Origin of the sequence: Bacillus sp. FSL L8-0152 (assembly GCF_038006365.1) — a bacterium.
Lineage (GTDB): Bacteria > Bacillota > Bacilli > Bacillales > Bacillaceae_G > Bacillus_A > Bacillus_A cereus.
In genome coordinates, this window is record NZ_JBBOVB010000001.1 from 1,307,546 (window position 1) to 1,323,387 (window position 15,842).

Consider the following 15,842-nt stretch of genomic DNA (forward strand, 5'->3'; position numbering starts at 1 on the left):
AAGCCACTCTTTTACTTTGGATTTGTCATATAAGGTTGTACATGAATGACACATAGGTCACGGAATTTGCCTTCAGCAGTTGTGACAATTACGACTGCTCTACCTGCGCTTTTTCCAGTAATTGTCACGGTGTCGCCTTTTGGATATATGGTGATGATATCAGAATTCATATTTGACCAAATAAGCTCTTTATGCGTTGCTTGTATTGGCAAAATGGAAGCTGATAACACAATGTTTTGTCCCGTTTTTATTTTTAATTTATGTTTTTCCATATGAACACCGATGACTGAAATAACAGAAGGAGCAATTGAAATTTTAGGCGGGTTAGGTTGCATGTTTAAACAAGACGCAGAAGTATTTGTGATAGGTGAAAATTTTCGTGTTTGTTGTTGCTGGAAAGCTGCTAACATGTTGGAGTCCCCTTTCTGTATAAGTGCTGATACTCATACTATAAAGGAGTAGTGTTATGTTAAATTTAACGAAACATAAAGAATTTGTTAAATTTGATAAGAAGATTGTCGAACTGTAAAAAATCTCTGCTGTTACGATAACAGCAGAGATTTTTTTTATAAATTATGACGATGTTGTTTTTCGAAATCCTCAAATTGCTCTTCAACTTCTTTTGAAGGTTGTGTTAGTAAACTAACAATTACGATGGCTAGTAAACTAATAGCGAAACCTGGAATCATTTCATATAAGAAATCTTTTAAGAATTTGAATTGAGTCCATATAATAACAGTAGCGGCACCAGAAATCATACCAGCAAGCGCGCCCCATTTCGTCATACGTTTCCAATATAAGCTTAATAAAATAGCAGGTCCAAATGAAGAACCAAAACCAGCCCAAGCGTACCCAACAAGAGCTAAAATCGTATCATTTTGTTTAAACGCTAAAGCGCACCCAACTAAGGCAATAACAAGCACAGCCATACGACCGACAAATACAAGTTCTTTATCAGATGCAGAACGTTTGAAGAATGTACGATATAAGTCTTCCGTTACGGCACTAGAAGTAACGAGTAACTGAGATGAGATTGTACTCATGATCGCTGCTAAAATAGCGGCTAATAAAAATCCAGTAATAAGTGGGTGGAATAAAATTTTTCCAAGTTCAAGGAAAATTGTTTCTGGGTTAGATAATGTTAACTCTTGTTGTGAATAGTAAGCAATACCAATAAGACCAGTAAACATAGCTCCAACAACAGAGAAAATCATCCAGCTCATACCAATTCTTCGTGCACTTTTAAGTTCTTTTACAGAAGAAATTGCCATAAAGCGTACGATAATATGAGGTTGTCCGACATAACCAAGGCCCCATGCGAATAGAGAAATCATTCCTAAAGTAGAGGCACCTTTAAAAATATCTAGACGTGTTGGATCTACAGATCGAATTGTATCAAATGCAGGTCCAAGTCCGTTCGAATTCATAATTGTTACGATAGGAACAAGAATAAGAGCGACTACCATAATGATTCCTTGTACGAAGTCTGTCCAACTTACTGCTAAGAAACCACCAAATAATGTGTAAGCGACAACAACGCCTGCAACAATGAATAATCCAACATGATAGTTCATGCCAAATGAATTTTCAAATAATACAGCGCCTGAAACTAATCCTGAAGCTACATAAAAAGTAAAGAAAATCATAATAACAAGTCCGGATACTAAGCGTAGCATATGAGATTTGTCGTGGAAACGGTGTTCCAAAAATTCTGGAATAGTAATAGAGTTGCTTGCAATTTCTGAGTAGGTACGTAAGCGAGGAGCGACATAAAGCCAGTTTGCATATGCGCCTAGTGTTAGGCCGATCGCAATCCAACTACTACTTAATCCAACGCTAAACATTGCACCGGGTAATCCCATTAAAAGCCAACCACTCATATCGGATGCTCCAGCACTTAATGCTGTTACTGCGGGGCCTAGTGTACGCCCGCCAAGCATATAATCTGTTAAGTTGGACGTTCGTTTGTAGGCGAAATAGCCGATTACTAACATCCCGAGCATGTAAATAGAGATAGAAGTTAAAGTTAACATCTGCGTACTCATGTAGTTCCCCTTTCTTTTGTCAGGTCTTTTGATGGGTTATGCATATTTTTATCCCGCATTAACGGGCAGCAAAACTCCCACCTTAAAATTGGCTGGGCAAGGAAGTTAGGTGGGAGATCAACTGTCCGTTAATGCCCGATTGGTTCAACTAATAATCAGTGGGGATGAACACCCTCTACTGATTAAAGTTTCACTTTATAATCTATCATGATTATTCTGAAAAATCCATATAGAAATACGAATTTTCAGAAATGTAAGCGTTTTTTGATGTTATTTTACTTTTTTAATATATAATATTCATACAAAAAACCTTATTTTTAATAGAGTATTTATTATATTTACATAAAAAGAGGTTGTTTTGTCAATATAATATTGAAAGGAAAGAAAAATAAAATTTTTAAAAAAGTATTGACTTGTGAAAAAAGTCAGGTCTATAATGAGTGCAACTTAAAAAAATGCAAGCGTTGATGAAGAAGAGTACACATGATGAACATGTCAGAGAGCTGATGGTTGGTGCGAATCAGTATGGAATTGATGTGGAATGGGCTTCGGAGCTTCCAAACCGAAACGAAAGAAGTAGGCTTTGGCGACATGATCTCATCGATACAAGAGACACGTATTGTTTTTGATACGGTAAAGTGCGTTACATTTGTAACGAATTAAGGTGGCACCACGGGAGTACCCGTCCTTTCTATAGGATGAGTACTCCCTTTTTGTGTATAAAAAATTAAATAAATGAAATCGTTTAAGTAAGAAGAGTACGTATATTGGAGACGTTACAGAGAGCCGGGAATAGGTGGGAGCCCGGTACGGTGCCATATACGGAATGGGCTTACGAGAGGTATGCTGAACAATTATTTTTAGTAGGCAACCCGGGTTCCGCCGTTACAAGGATAAGGTATAAAATTTGTACCTGAACAAAGCGGGATGCTTTTGCATCCAACACGAGGTGGTACCGCGGTATATTTATCGTCCTCTACATATTTTCGATATGTAGGGGACTTTTTTATTTTTCAGAGTGAGGTGAAGGACATGATGACGAAAGAAGAATTTATAAAACAAAAAAGAGAGAGAAAGACATTTTTAGTAATTACTGAAGAAGAAGGAGATAGCATTACGCCAATTTCTTTATATAGACGTATGAAAGGAAAGAAGAAATTTTTATTAGAAAGTTCACAGCTTCATCAAGATAAAGGGCGTTATTCTTACTTAGGATGTAATCCTTATGGAGAAGTAAAAAGCGTTGGTACGGAAGTAGAACGAACGATTTTCGGCCGGGCAGAAAAGTTACAAGGTAACGTACTACAAGTGTTAGAAGAAATAATCGCACCATCACAAGTAGACAGCCCATTTCCATTTTGCGGAGGAGCAGTTGGTTATATTGGATATGATGTCATTCGGCAGTATGAAAACATTGGAGCGGATTTACACGACCCATTAAATATTCCGGAAGTACACCTCTTACTATATCGTGAGTTTATCGTTTACGATCATTTACGCCAAAGGTTGTCGTTTGTATATGTATGCAGGGAAGATGATTCAGCAGATTATGAGGAAGTATACGAAAGGCTACGAGTATACAAAGAGGAAGTGCTACAAGGAGAAGAAACTGAAGTAAATGCAATACAATCCACATTATCATTCACTTCTTCTATAACGGAAAAAGAGTTTTGTGAGATGGTAGAAATGGCGAAAGAACATATAAGAGCCGGAGACATATTCCAAGTCGTACTGTCACAGCGTTTACAAAGTGAATGTATTGGTGATCCATTCGCGTTATACCGAAAACTTCGAATTGCAAATCCATCACCATATATGTTCTATATCGATTTTCAAGATTATGTTGTACTCGGTTCTTCACCGGAAAGTTTGCTATCAGTAAGGGAGGATAAAGTAATGACGAATCCAATTGCTGGTACAAGACCGAGAGGGAAAACGAAGAGGGAAGATGAGGAAATCGCAAAAGAACTGTTAGACAATGAGAAAGAGCGAGCAGAGCATATGATGCTTGTAGATCTTGGGCGAAACGATATTGGTAGAGTGAGCGAAATCGGCTCGGTTACGATAGATAAATATATGAAAGTAGAAAAATACTCTCACGTTATGCACATTGTATCTGAAGTTTACGGAACATTGCGAAAACAAATGAGTGGATTTGATGCATTAGCGTATTGTCTACCAGCAGGAACAGTGTCGGGAGCTCCGAAAATTAGAGCGATGGAAATTATAAATGAGCTAGAGAATGAAAAAAGAAATGTATACGCGGGTGCAGTTGGATACGTTAGTTTTTCAGGGAATCTTGATATGGCGCTCGCTATTCGAACGATGGTCGTAAAGGGTGAAAAAGCATACGTTCAGGCAGGAGCGGGAATTGTTTATGATTCAGACCCAGTAGCTGAATATGAAGAAACGTTAAATAAAGCGAGAGCACTATTGGAGGTAATGAAATGATTGTACTAATTGATAATTATGATTCATTTACTTATAACTTGTATCAACTGTTTGGTGAATACGAAGAAGATATTGTAGTCGTAAGAAATGATCAAATAACGATAGAACAGCTAGAAGAGATGAATCCAAGAGGAATTGTACTTTCACCAGGACCAGGAAAACCAGAGGATGCTGGCATTTGTATCGATGTCATCCGCCATTTTTATAAGAACGTTCCCATATTAGGGATTTGTCTAGGCCACCAAGCGATCATAGCTGCATTTGGAGGAGACATTGTTAGAGCAGAACGTATTAAACACGGAAAAACATCGCGTGTGAAACATAACGGAACGTCAATCTTTTCATACGCTACACAGCCGCTAACGGCGATGCGCTATCATTCCCTTGTTGCAGAGCACACGAGCTTGCCAAAGTGTTTTGACATACTAGCGACAGCGATGGACGATGGAGAAATTATGGCAGTTCGTCACAATTATTATCCGCTCTTCGGATTACAGTTTCATCCGGAATCAATCGCAACAGAAGAAGGCGGAAAGTTAATACTTGCCTTTTTAACAGAAGTAAAAGGGGAGGAAAGAGTATGAATAACTATCTTCGTAAATTAGTGGAGGGTCAACATTTAACAGAAGAGGAAATGTATAAAGCAGGACTACTTTTATTAAGTGAAAACATATTAGAAAGTGAAATTGCAGCTTTCTTAGTCTTACTGAAAGCGAAAGGTGAAACTGCAGAAGAAATATACGGCCTTGTTCGAGCTCTTCGCGAAAAGGCATTGCCGTTTTCGAACCATATACAAGGAGCAATGGACAATTGCGGGACGGGTGGTGACGGTGCTCAAACGTTTAATATTAGCACAACTTCAGCATTCGTACTGGCAGGAGCAGGTGTAAAGGTTGCAAAACATGGTAATCGTGCTGTTTCTAGTAAAACAGGAAGTGCGGACTTATTAGAAGAATTAGGTGTAAATATTAGCAGTACGCCAAGCGAAATTGATTATTTACTAGAGCATGTGGGCATTGCATTTTTATTTGCACCAGCGATGCATCCAGCACTAAGGCGCATTATGAAAATAAGAAAAGAGTTAAACGTGCCGACGATCTTTAATTTAATTGGCCCTTTAACAAATCCAGTGAATTTAGAAACACAATTTGTCGGTATTTATAAACGAGATATGTTATTACCAGTTGCGCAAGTATTACAAAAGTTAGGCCGGAAACAAGCACTTGTCGTAAATGGAAGTGGTTTTTTAGATGAAGCATCATTACAAGGGGAAAATCACGTAGTCCTTTTAAAAGATAATGAAATAGTGGAAATGAGTATTGATCCAGAAAAGTATGGTTTTTCAAGAGTGAAAAATGAAGAAATTAGAGGGGGGAATTCAAAAGAAAATGCAAAGATTACAGTCGGCGTATTGAGCGGAGAAAAGAGTGTTTATCGCGATACCGTTTTATTAAATGCAGGTCTAGCTCTTTTCGCAAATGGAAAAACGGAAACGATTGAAGAAGGAATTAAACTCGCGGCACATAGCATTGACTCTGGAAAAGCATTAGCCAAATTAAACTTATTAATTGTAGCAAGCAACGAAAAATTAGAAAGGGTGAACTAAAGTGGGGACGATTTTAGATGAAATTTTAGAACAGAAGAAAAAGGAAGTTGCGGAGTTATATGAAATATATACACCAGTAAAAACAAAAAGAAAGACACATTCACTTGTAGAAGCGTTACAGCAGTTTACTGTCATTGCAGAAGTAAAGCGAGCATCACCATCAAAAGGAGATATCAATTTACACGTTGACGTACGAAAACAAGTGGGAACATATGAGAAATGTGGTGCAGGAGCAGTATCTGTTTTAACAGATGGTCAATTTTTTAAAGGATCGTTTCACGATTTACAAACAGCAAGAGAAGAAAGTAACATTCCGCTTTTATGTAAAGATTTCATAATCGATAAGATTCAAATCGATAGAGCGTATGAAGCGGGAGCAGATATTATTTTACTAATCGTAGCAGCGTTAACGAAAGAGAAGTTAAAAGAGCTGTATAGCTACGTGTTAGAAAAAGGATTAGAAGCGATTGTTGAAGTTCATGATGAACAGGAATTAGAAACTGCGATTGTATTAAATCCGCACGTTATTGGCATTAATAATCGTAATTTAAAAACGTTCGAAGTAGATTTAAGCCAAACTGAAAAGCTTGGAAAAAGATTGAATGAGGAGAAACTACTTTGGATTAGTGAAAGTGGCATTCATTCAAAAGAAGATATTATTCGTGTTAAAAGAGCTGGAGCCGAAGGTGTATTAGTTGGAGAGGCGCTTATGACATCATCTTCTATTAGTAGTTTTTTTGAAGATTGTAAGGTGAATATATGAAAGTGAAAATTTGCGGCATCACTGATGTGGAAACAGCGAAAAGTGCGTGCGAATATGGCGCAGATGCACTCGGATTTGTTTTTGCAGAAAGTAAGCGGGAAATCACTCCAAAGAGAGCGGAAGAAATCATTCAGGAGCTTCCAGCCAACGTGTTAAAAATCGGTGTTTTCGTAAATGAATCAGTAGAAGTGATCCAGAAAATTGCAGATGAGTGCGGGTTAACACATGTACAACTACATGGGGATGAAGACAATTATCAAATTAGAAGATTGAATATTCCGTCTATAAAGTCACTAGGAGTAACTTCAGAGAGTGATATGAAAAACGCCCAAGGGTATGAAGCGGATTATATATTATTTGATAGCCCGAAAGAAAAGTTTCATGGAGGAAATGGAAAGACATTTTCATGGGAACTACTTAGAGATATGCCAAAAGAATTGCGAAAGAAAATGATATTAGCTGGTGGATTAAACGCTCTTAATATAGAAGAAGCAATTCGAACTGTTCGGCCATATATGGTCGATGTGAGCAGCGGAGTAGAGACAGAAGGAAAGAAAGATGTAGAGAAAATAAAACAATTTATTATAAAAGCGAAGGAGTGTTCCAAATGAACTACGCATATCCAGATGAAAAAGGACATTACGGTATATACGGAGGACGATACGTTCCAGAAACGTTAATGCAATCTGTACTAGAACTAGAAGAAGCATATAAAGAAGCGATGCAAGATGAAGCATTTCAAAAGGAATTAAATCATTATTTAAAAACGTACGTCGGAAGAGAAACACCGCTATATTATGCTGAAAATATGACGAAGTATTGCGGTGGTGCAAAGATTTATTTAAAACGTGAAGATTTGAATCATACAGGAGCTCATAAAATTAACAATACAATCGGTCAGGCACTACTTGCAGTGCGAATGGGCAAGAAAAAAGTTGTCGCTGAAACAGGAGCTGGACAACACGGAGTTGCAACAGCTACTGTATGTGCTCTTCTCGGATTAGAATGCGTCATTTTTATGGGAGAAGAAGATGTAAGACGTCAAAAATTAAATGTGTTCCGAATGGAATTACTCGGAGCGAAAGTAGAAAGTGTAGCGGCAGGTAGCGGTACATTAAAAGATGCGGTAAACGAGGCGCTTCGTTACTGGGTTTCACATGTGCATGATACGCACTACATTATGGGATCTGTTCTCGGACCACATCCATTCCCGCAAATTGTCCGTGATTTCCAAAGTGTAATTGGAAATGAAACGAAAAAACAATATGAGGCGTTAGAAGGAAAGTTACCAGAAGCAGTCGTTGCTTGTATTGGCGGTGGTAGTAATGCGATGGGGATGTTTTATCCGTTCGTACACGATGAAGAAGTTGCTCTTTACGGCGTAGAAGCAGCTGGAAAAGGCGTTCATACAGAAAAGCATGCAGCAACTTTAACGAAAGGAAGCGTTGGCGTTCTCCACGGATCAATGATGTATCTTCTGCAAAACGAAGAAGGACAAATTCAAGAAGCACACTCTATTTCAGCAGGACTTGATTATCCAGGTGTTGGTCCAGAACATAGCTTGCTAAAAGATATTGGCCGCGTTTCTTATCATTCGATAACAGACGAAGAAGCATTAGAAGCATTTCAATTATTAACGAAAAAAGAAGGCATTATCCCGGCGTTAGAAAGCTCGCATGCTGTCGCATACGCATTAAAATTAGCTCCGAAAATGAAGGAAGATGAAGGACTTGTTATTTGTTTATCTGGCCGTGGTGATAAAGATGTAGAGAGTATAAAACGTTATATGGAAGAGGTGTAAAAAATGGGAGTAGAAAAAATTAAAGCAGCGTTTGAAAATGGTAAGAAAGCATTTATTCCGTACGTAATGGGCGGAGATGGTGGCTTTGAAAAATTAAAAGAAAGAATTCGTTTTTTAGATGAAGCAGGAGCGAGCATCGTTGAAATCGGCATTCCGTTTTCGGATCCAGTCGCAGACGGTCCAACGATTCAAAGAGCAGGGAAACGAGCGCTAGATAGCGGTGTAACAGTAAAAGGTATTTTTCAAGCATTAATAGAGGTAAGGAAAGAAGTGCAAATTCCGTTTGTACTCATGACATATTTAAATCCAGTACTCGCATTCGGAAAAGAACGATTTGTAGAGAAGTGCTTAGAGGCCGGTGTGGATGGTATTATCGTTCCAGACTTACCGTATGAAGAACAAAATATTATTGCGCCGTTACTTCGAGAGGCAAACATTGCGCTTATTCCACTCGTTACCGTAACGAGCCCTATTGAAAGAATTGGAAAAATCACGAGTGAATCAGAAGGGTTCGTTTATGCTGTTACAGTAGCGGGCGTAACGGGAGTACGTCAAAACTTTAAAGAGGAGATTCATAGTTACTTAGAAAAAGTAAAATTACACGTCAACTTACCAGTAGTCGCTGGATTTGGCATTTCAACAAAAGAACATGTAGAAGAAATGGTTACAATATGTGACGGTGTTGTCGTTGGAAGTAAAGTGATTGAGTTATTAGAAAATGAAAAACGAGAAGAAATATGTGAATTAATACAGGCAACAAAACAAAAAGAAGAGGCGTAGTCTCTTCTTTTTGTTTTGCGTAATAAATGTTAAAATATACAGAAAATACATATAATCTAGAGGGTGAGAAGGCATGCTAAGACGTAAACTACTATATCTTCTTTTAACTGTACCGCTATACGCTTGGCTCATTAGCATGACGAAAATAGAGTTGATGGCTCTATTTTTAGGATATGTATTTATCTTTTCCAACTTAAATCGCATTCAAGAACAGTCTATTTTAGAAATATGTCTATTTTCGATTAGTATAGAATTATTTATTATCGTTTCGATTGTATTATTAAACGAATTATTTCTACGGATTCATTCATTTACATTAATGAAATTTTGGAATATTGCATTGCAAGCAATATGTACTTACATTGTGTTTGTTGTGTTGAAAAAAATAATCGGACAGCAGACAGTTTTTCAGGATAATAGAAAATGGGAGTGAATGAAAAGGGGCCGTTTGGCTCCTTTTTTAAATCTGTCTTAAAAACAATTGAAAATTACAACATCTGTTATATAATAGTTAAAAATTGTATTTTAAACGAAATGAGATGATAACATGGCCATATTGTTGGCACTTATCCCAATTATGATGATTTTCATTTGTTTATTTTTATTTAAACAAACGTCATTAAGGTCTTCGTTAATTTCTTATGCTGTGTCTGTTGGAATCGTTTTACTCTCGCCAATGTTTCAATTAGGGATAAGTGAAACTGTGCACGCAACGATTAAAGGATGGTTAATTTGTTTTATTGTCGGGTACGTTTTATTTTTCGGTATTTTTTTATTTCACCTCATGAACAAAATGGGGTACATCGACCAAGTAGCGCGTTTTTTAGAAGAAGTGACGCAAGATCGTTTATTACAAATGCTTCTTATGTGCTTTGGTATTTGCCCACTAATTGAATCGGTAAGTGGATTCGGAATTGGCTTCATGGTTGCAGCACCTATTTTTCTTTCACTAGGATATAAACCATTTCAAGCTGTACTGCTCTCATTTATCGGCTTACTAGCTAGTTCATGGGGCGCAATGGCAACTGGTACGATTATCGGTTCGCAGCTAATAAATATGCCTCTTACAACACTTGGTACAAATACAGCGCTATTAAGTATTCCGATGTTTGCTTACTTTGTTATTCTTTCTTTACACGTTGTTGGCGGCTGGCAAGCGGTTATAGAAAAGTGGAAAGAAGGAGTAGGATTCTTTCTATTATTTTCTCTCGGAATCTATCTTTCTAATGCGTACGTAAGTGTTGAACTAGCCGGGATATTAAGTTCTATCGTAACGATTACATTTGGCTTTCTTATCATTAAATTAAAAGGAAAAAGTGGGCAAAATCTTATAACAGAACATGCGGCTGCAACGGAGAGAGAAGTATCCATTATAAAAATTATTAGCCCTTATATATTTCTAACAGTTTGTATTTTACTTTCTCGCCTCGTTCCAGCATTACATGATTTGTTCAGATCATATGCGGTTCTTGATTTGAAATCATACTCTTACAAACTAGAGTTACTATATTCACCAGGATTTTGGCTCGGTATGACTTGCTTATTTACTATTATTTTCTTCCGCATCCCGTCTAATATTATTAAACAATCACTCTCGCAAACAATCAAACAATGGATTCCTTTTGCTATTACTACGACAATGTTTATCGCCATTTCAGAACTAATGGGTGCATCAGGCATGCATTCATTACTCGCAAAGACAGCTGGTGATACATTTGGAACCTTTTTCGTTTTCGTTGCGCCGTTTATTGGCGCTATTGGTGGATTTTTAACAGGTAGTAACGCAGGATCAAATGCAATGTTTATAAAACTACAAATGCAAACCGCACAAAACGTAGCACTCCCGTGGCAATATGTCACAACACTTCAAAACACCGCATCATCAGTAGCGACAATCGCTTGTCCATCACGGATTACACTAGGTGCTTACTTATGTAATATCCCTTACCGTGAAAATGAACTATTAAAGAAGACGACGTTAATGATCTTTGGTGCGGTTTTGCTTGTATTGGTAGAGGTTATTGTTTGGTATATGTTGAGAAATTAAAAATCCTCCTAACATAGGAGGATTTTTTTTATGAGTGGATAATGATTTAAATATGAATAGCTTCTACTAAATGAATAGGAGATGAAATGTATGCCCCTAAAAAACTACGGTGTGTTAAAAGGTACAGTTATACAATCAAAGATTGGAAAAGGGAAGACACCTCATTATCAAGTTCATTTACAGGGCGAGACTGGAGTAGATTATCGTATTGCTATTAACGTAAAGTCGCAAAGTTATCCGTCAGAAGTTTTATATTTTGCGAATAACAATATTAGGTCAGAGGCGATTCATATTTTACCGACATTACCATTTGGTTTTACGGAAGTAAAAAATAATGAACCGAAAGTAGCTTTAGATTATGTAAGAGGAAATCTATTTGACTCAAAACAAATGATTCCTTTGCCTCCCGAAAAAGCAGGAGCAGATAATGATTTAAACGAAAAAATAGAACGTTATATAAAGCGAGCGATGGAAGAAAAAGCAATTATTTACGCGTTTGGCGAAAGATGGGGACCAGAAGAAAACACATCAGATTCTTATTTTCATTTCAAACCAGGAAACGGTATACATGATATTCACATGAATCAAGGGAATGTAGAAAAATGGCAAGGTGATGATGGCATCTGGCAAGATGGAGGAATACTTATTCACTTTGAAAAGGAAGAAGAATGGATTGGTATCTTTCTTGCATTCCAATCACAGTCATGGTGTACCGATGAAGAGGGGCATGCTCGTGTGCCTGTTGAGTATTGTGATTATAAGGGGAATAATTAATAAGAAGAGGGCGTTCAAAAAGAACGCCCTCTTCTTATTTTATAAAACGAAAAACTAACGAGTGTAGAAAGACAAGAGAACAGCAGTGCCACACTAGAAAACGCAATGAGATACATATTATATTTCATAACCTGTCCAATTATCTGATTACTGTCGTATTGAAACAGTCCTGCTATTATGTTGAATAAAAATAACACGATAAACATGACGACAACACCGTCTATTGATCCTTTAATGTCTGGTTTACTTAAAGCGATATGTGCGGAAATGCAAATGGCGATAAATAAAAATAACCAAAAGGAAGGATTCAATAAATTGCCGATTGTAAATAAGCTTTTCAATAATACAAACGTCGACAAGAGCATGTTTTGAATCATTTCTACATTAATAGAAGTAGAAGCAATCGTTTTTTCGAGAGTTGTATTAAATAAAAAATATGATTCTGGTACGAAATAGCGCATTAAAAGGATTAATGCAGTAATACCAGAAATAATAGGCCCAATGCCGATGAAGAAATTCCCAATTCGTTGATACACACTTTTTTGATTGTATTGATGTTGTATATAACCTAAAGCCCCTTGACTTGTATCTGTTGGGAAGAACTGAGTCGCCACAATTTTATGACGGAACAGTACGCACATAATGGCATGTCCAAGTTCGTGAATCGGAACACCGACCCAAGCCGTTAATAGGAATCCTTTTCTTCCAAAAGCTCTCGACCAATACATGCGTGTGAGAGATTCTAAATAGCCTAATAGAAATCCAATTACAATGATAACGCCAATTAAAGATAATAATTGGATTACGCTTGTAAGGAGTATTTGAAAAATTGAGTTTACCAATTCCATTTTCTTTCATCCAATCTGTTAAAAATATTATTTATTCTGTTTCATAATAGCATTTTTTTTCAAGATTGCTAGCACATATATTTTCTTTCGGAAGAAGGATTTCAGAATCTTTTTCTTGTAGTCATGTTTTATGTACAAATTCATATATTGAACTTGTAACACCCTATAAGGTATATGCTTAAGGAGGGATAAGAGAATGAAATGTCCGTCATGTCATACAGAACATGCAGTAGAGGCAAAGTTTTGCGGGAATTGTGGACATTCGTTAACGGAAGAAGTAGTGGCAAGTAGTGGCAAAGAAGAAGGGCCGGAACAAGCGCGCGCGGCACAAGAAAAGGAAACGCGTCCAAATGAAACGGTAGAACAAGCGAAGCGGTTTGCGAGCGGCTATTTTCAATTTTTTAAACATGCATTACAAGCACCGACAGCGATTATGAAAAGCGGCACTATTGAAGTGCGAAATGGAATTTTAAGTCTTGTTCTTATTTGTTTTTTAGGAGCATGTATTTTTTATAGAATGATGAGTGCAGCATCAGCAGTTACGAGAACATTTGCACCAGATATATCTACTCCCACGTTTTTTGGAGAATCTATAACGGTCTTTTTCTTTTTATTAATTTTAACTTTATTTGTTGGATTTATTATTTTTGTAAGTGGTAAGATGATGAAATCATCTTTTTCGTTTCTTGAAGTATTTGGTATATGGGGAACGATAGCGACGCCGGCTATTGTCATATTAGTTCTTTCTTTTCTTTTTAGTTTTTTATTAATCTTTTTCTTACCGATATTATTATCGGTAGTTGCAACTTATATAGGGATTAGTATAACTGTAGCCGTATTAAAACTAGACAATGGTGGATTAGATCTCGTTTACACACTTATTATTGCAAATGTTTTAATTGGAATTGCAACGTTCATTGTACTTTGGTCTTACATTAGCACGATAATTCAAGCCTTAACACAGGGGATAACTGGCTTCTAATGAAAAGGTGGTTGACTGAATGAATGTATGTACAAAGTGCGGAGTTCAGTTTGAAGATGGTGTACAATTTTGTCAAAACTGCGGGATGAAGAGGGGAAGTCCTGTAGTAAAGAAGAACATGAGCAGTGGTACAAAAGTTGGCATTACACTGTTAGCACTATTTGTTATAGCGATTATTGGATTGTATTTGTACGGATCATCGTATTATACACAGGTGGCACAAGTAGACCGGATGATTACGATTTTACAAGAGCGGGACGGAGAGAAATTAGCTGAGATCGTTACGGCAGATGATCCGTCGGTTATGATAACGAGAGAGAGTTTAACGCCTCTATTTTCATATATAAAAGAAAATCCATCTTACGTAAATGAATTAAAAGGATATTTGAGACAAGGTGAAAAACAACGGGACGGAATAGAAAGAGCTGATTTTTCATTAACGAAAGACGGAAAGTATTTCTTTATATTTGATCGGTATAAATTGAAAGCGAAGACGTACTATACAACTTTGCTTACAAATGAAAAAGGCGTATCGTTAAAAATGAACGGAAAAGAAATTGATAAGACAGATGACAAAAAGTTTGAGAAGCAATATGGGCCATTTCTTCCGGGAAATCAAGTGTTTCAATCAGAATATAAAAATGACTATGTAAAACTATCACGTGAGGAAAAGGTTGTACTTATGAAACAAAGCCAAAATAACGTAACGATAGATTTAACGTTGCAAGGTCAATATATTACAGTTCAAACGAACGCGCCTGGTGCAACATTGTACGTAAATCAAAAACCAGTTACAGCGCTCGCAGGAGAAGAAATTACATGGGGGCCTGTAGCGACTGATGGAAGCGCGAAAATTTATTTAGAACGAAATGGAGAAAATGGACGGGAAACGACAAAAGTAGAGACGGTAACGGCACTTTCGTCTTATAATCTTCCATTCCAAACGAAAAGTGCAGAAAAAACAGTTGTTTATAATGTTACTCCAACGCCCGCGACTGGGTATGTATATAATGGTTTCATCTTTCCTGATAGTGATATTCGAAAATTAACGAGCACAGATTTAACCTATTTATCGAAAGAACAGTTGAAAATTGCTAGAAATGAAATATATGCAAGGCATGGACATATTTTTCAAACGAAAGATATGCAAGCGTATTTTGCAACACAGTCTTGGTATAGAGAAAATCCTTATTTTAAAGGAAAGTTAACAGATATCGAAACTTATAATATTGAACTAATCAAATCAAGAGAATAGAGCGCGTGAAAAAGGTACAGTGCATAACTGTACCTTTTTTATGGTTTTTTATCTGAACCAGGATCCCTTGAGAAAAAGATATGAAAGAGGAATGTGACTTTACTTGCTCCTCCTGATGTACTTGCTTGCACGTCAGATAATGCGTTAGATGTTAAAACACCTTCAGAATGAGGGGGTACGACTATTTTGAGAGTATCATCTGATTCTGATGATGCAGTAACTGTTATTGTATCATCAGATAAGTTTAAAATTTTTACAGTACCGATTGGTAAGATGGACTTGCCAGCGTGTGATGCGGAAGCAAAGCGAGAGCCTTTCCAAATCGTTTGTGGAAAAGTTTCATCATTAGATAACCAAGCACGAGCACTATAAATGGTTGCGTTAATAGAAAATTCTTGATCAAGCGACAAGGCGGGTTTTGGTTCTTTCGGTTCCTCTGGAAACTGAGCGAGAAGACCAGCGCACATGTATATTTCACCTACTTTCAATT

The 15,842-nt window shown here is 37.0% G+C and carries 16 protein-coding genes and 2 other annotated features; of the genes, 12 read left to right on the top strand and 4 right to left on the bottom strand.

Features of this window, described 5'->3' with window-relative positions:
- Positions 1-11: 11 nt before the first annotated feature.
- Positions 12-410 carry an Ig-like domain-containing protein gene (locus tag MHH27_RS06620; RefSeq protein WP_075718265.1) on the bottom strand — a complete coding sequence of 133 codons (399 nt, stop codon included), beginning with the start codon at positions 408-410 and terminating at the stop codon, positions 12-14.
- Positions 411-566: 156 nt separating this feature from the next.
- Entirely contained in the window at positions 567-2,045 is a 1,479-nt protein-coding gene (gene putP, locus MHH27_RS06625) for a sodium/proline symporter PutP (RefSeq protein WP_053564997.1), read from the bottom strand.
- Positions 2,046-2,500: 455 nt separating this feature from the next.
- Positions 2,501-2,738: a binding site (T-box leader), on the top strand.
- A 42-nt stretch (positions 2,739-2,780) separates the two neighbouring features.
- Positions 2,781-3,025: a binding site (T-box leader), on the top strand.
- A gap of 52 nt (positions 3,026-3,077) precedes the next feature.
- Between putP and trpE the strand changes: the two genes are divergently transcribed.
- The 10 genes from trpE to MHH27_RS06675 all read left to right on the top strand — a co-directional run bounded on the left by trpE (position 3,078) and on the right by MHH27_RS06675 (position 12,267).
- A complete protein-coding gene (gene trpE / locus MHH27_RS06630) occupies positions 3,078-4,496 on the top strand; it encodes an anthranilate synthase component I (protein WP_141549191.1) in 1,419 nt (472 codons plus the stop codon).
- Positions 4,493-5,080: an aminodeoxychorismate/anthranilate synthase component II gene (locus MHH27_RS06635; protein WP_340941983.1), complete on the top strand. Its 588-nt coding sequence runs from the start codon at positions 4,493-4,495 to the stop codon at positions 5,078-5,080. The genes trpE and MHH27_RS06635 overlap by 4 nt, the downstream gene beginning before the upstream one ends.
- Positions 5,077-6,102: an anthranilate phosphoribosyltransferase gene (gene trpD / locus MHH27_RS06640; RefSeq protein ID WP_001067370.1), complete on the top strand. Its 1,026-nt coding sequence runs from the start codon at positions 5,077-5,079 to the stop codon at positions 6,100-6,102. Before MHH27_RS06635 ends, trpD begins: the two co-directional genes overlap by 4 nt.
- 1 nt (position 6,103) lies before the next feature.
- Positions 6,104-6,865: an indole-3-glycerol phosphate synthase TrpC gene (trpC, locus tag MHH27_RS06645; RefSeq protein ID WP_098235204.1), complete on the top strand. Its 762-nt coding sequence runs from the start codon at positions 6,104-6,106 to the stop codon at positions 6,863-6,865.
- Positions 6,862-7,476, top strand: coding sequence for a phosphoribosylanthranilate isomerase (locus MHH27_RS06650; RefSeq protein ID WP_000865141.1), 615 nt, complete (start codon positions 6,862-6,864; stop codon positions 7,474-7,476). The genes trpC and MHH27_RS06650 overlap by 4 nt, the downstream gene beginning before the upstream one ends.
- Positions 7,473-8,666, top strand: coding sequence for a tryptophan synthase subunit beta (gene trpB / locus MHH27_RS06655; RefSeq protein ID WP_001105035.1), 1,194 nt, complete (start codon positions 7,473-7,475; stop codon positions 8,664-8,666). Before MHH27_RS06650 ends, trpB begins: the two co-directional genes overlap by 4 nt.
- A 3-nt stretch (positions 8,667-8,669) precedes the next feature.
- Complete coding sequence (trpA, locus tag MHH27_RS06660) at positions 8,670-9,446, top strand: tryptophan synthase subunit alpha (RefSeq protein ID WP_098235207.1); 777 nt, start codon at positions 8,670-8,672, stop codon at positions 9,444-9,446.
- Positions 9,447-9,519: 73 nt separating this feature from the next.
- The gene (locus MHH27_RS06665) at positions 9,520-9,879 is read left to right on the top strand and encodes a DUF4029 domain-containing protein (RefSeq protein WP_340941988.1); all 360 of its coding nucleotides are present in this window, start codon (positions 9,520-9,522) and stop codon (positions 9,877-9,879) included.
- 114 nt (positions 9,880-9,993) lie between these two features.
- Positions 9,994-11,493 (top strand): L-lactate permease, encoded by a 1,500-nt coding sequence (locus MHH27_RS06670; RefSeq protein WP_305926048.1) that lies wholly within the window; start codon positions 9,994-9,996, stop codon positions 11,491-11,493.
- Positions 11,494-11,583: 90 nt separating this feature from the next.
- On the top strand, positions 11,584-12,267 hold the full coding sequence (locus MHH27_RS06675; RefSeq protein ID WP_340941998.1) for a YukJ family protein: 684 nt from the start codon (positions 11,584-11,586) through the stop codon (positions 12,265-12,267).
- A gap of 14 nt (positions 12,268-12,281) precedes the next feature.
- Here the strand turns inward: MHH27_RS06675 and MHH27_RS06680 are convergent, their stop codons facing one another.
- A complete protein-coding gene (locus MHH27_RS06680; RefSeq protein ID WP_098329503.1) occupies positions 12,282-13,115 on the bottom strand; it encodes a hypothetical protein in 834 nt (277 codons plus the stop codon).
- Between the two features lie 196 nt (positions 13,116-13,311).
- On the opposite strand from MHH27_RS06680, the gene MHH27_RS06685 reads away from it, so the two are divergent.
- Together MHH27_RS06685 and MHH27_RS06690 are read left to right on the top strand one after the other, a co-directional pair.
- Positions 13,312-14,097: a zinc ribbon domain-containing protein gene (locus tag MHH27_RS06685; protein WP_098256695.1), complete on the top strand. Its 786-nt coding sequence runs from the start codon at positions 13,312-13,314 to the stop codon at positions 14,095-14,097.
- Between the two features lie 19 nt (positions 14,098-14,116).
- Entirely contained in the window at positions 14,117-15,352 is a 1,236-nt protein-coding gene (locus MHH27_RS06690) for a TcaA 3rd/4th domain-containing protein (RefSeq protein ID WP_098566888.1), read from the top strand.
- 38 nt (positions 15,353-15,390) lie between these two features.
- Here MHH27_RS06690 and MHH27_RS06695 read toward each other — a convergent pair whose 3' ends face one another.
- Positions 15,391-15,819, bottom strand: a complete 429-nt coding sequence (locus MHH27_RS06695; protein WP_065482744.1) for a hypothetical protein — start codon at positions 15,817-15,819, stop codon at positions 15,391-15,393.
- Between the last annotated feature and the right edge of the window lie 23 nt (positions 15,820-15,842).

Coding starts and splice junctions, on each gene's coding strand:
- MHH27_RS06690 (WP_098566888.1), top strand. CDS start 14,117: ATGAATGTATGTACAAAGTGCGGAGTTCAGTTTGAAGATGGTGTACAA.
- MHH27_RS06680 (WP_098329503.1), bottom strand. CDS start 13,115: ATGGAATTGGTAAACTCAATTTTTCAAATACTCCTTACAAGCGTAATC.
- trpD (WP_001067370.1), top strand. CDS start 5,077: ATGAATAACTATCTTCGTAAATTAGTGGAGGGTCAACATTTAACAGAA.
- MHH27_RS06685 (WP_098256695.1), top strand. CDS start 13,312: ATGAAATGTCCGTCATGTCATACAGAACATGCAGTAGAGGCAAAGTTT.
- MHH27_RS06620 (WP_075718265.1), bottom strand. CDS start 410: ATGTTAGCAGCTTTCCAGCAACAACAAACACGAAAATTTTCACCTATC.
- trpB (WP_001105035.1), top strand. CDS start 7,473: ATGAACTACGCATATCCAGATGAAAAAGGACATTACGGTATATACGGA.
- MHH27_RS06695 (WP_065482744.1), bottom strand. CDS start 15,819: ATGTGCGCTGGTCTTCTCGCTCAGTTTCCAGAGGAACCGAAAGAACCA.
- trpE (WP_141549191.1), top strand. CDS start 3,078: ATGATGACGAAAGAAGAATTTATAAAACAAAAAAGAGAGAGAAAGACA.
- putP (WP_053564997.1), bottom strand. CDS start 2,045: ATGAGTACGCAGATGTTAACTTTAACTTCTATCTCTATTTACATGCTC.
- trpA (WP_098235207.1), top strand. CDS start 8,670: ATGGGAGTAGAAAAAATTAAAGCAGCGTTTGAAAATGGTAAGAAAGCA.
- MHH27_RS06650 (WP_000865141.1), top strand. CDS start 6,862: ATGAAAGTGAAAATTTGCGGCATCACTGATGTGGAAACAGCGAAAAGT.
- MHH27_RS06670 (WP_305926048.1), top strand. CDS start 9,994: ATGGCCATATTGTTGGCACTTATCCCAATTATGATGATTTTCATTTGT.
- MHH27_RS06675 (WP_340941998.1), top strand. CDS start 11,584: ATGCCCCTAAAAAACTACGGTGTGTTAAAAGGTACAGTTATACAATCA.
- MHH27_RS06635 (WP_340941983.1), top strand. CDS start 4,493: ATGATTGTACTAATTGATAATTATGATTCATTTACTTATAACTTGTAT.
- MHH27_RS06665 (WP_340941988.1), top strand. CDS start 9,520: ATGCTAAGACGTAAACTACTATATCTTCTTTTAACTGTACCGCTATAC.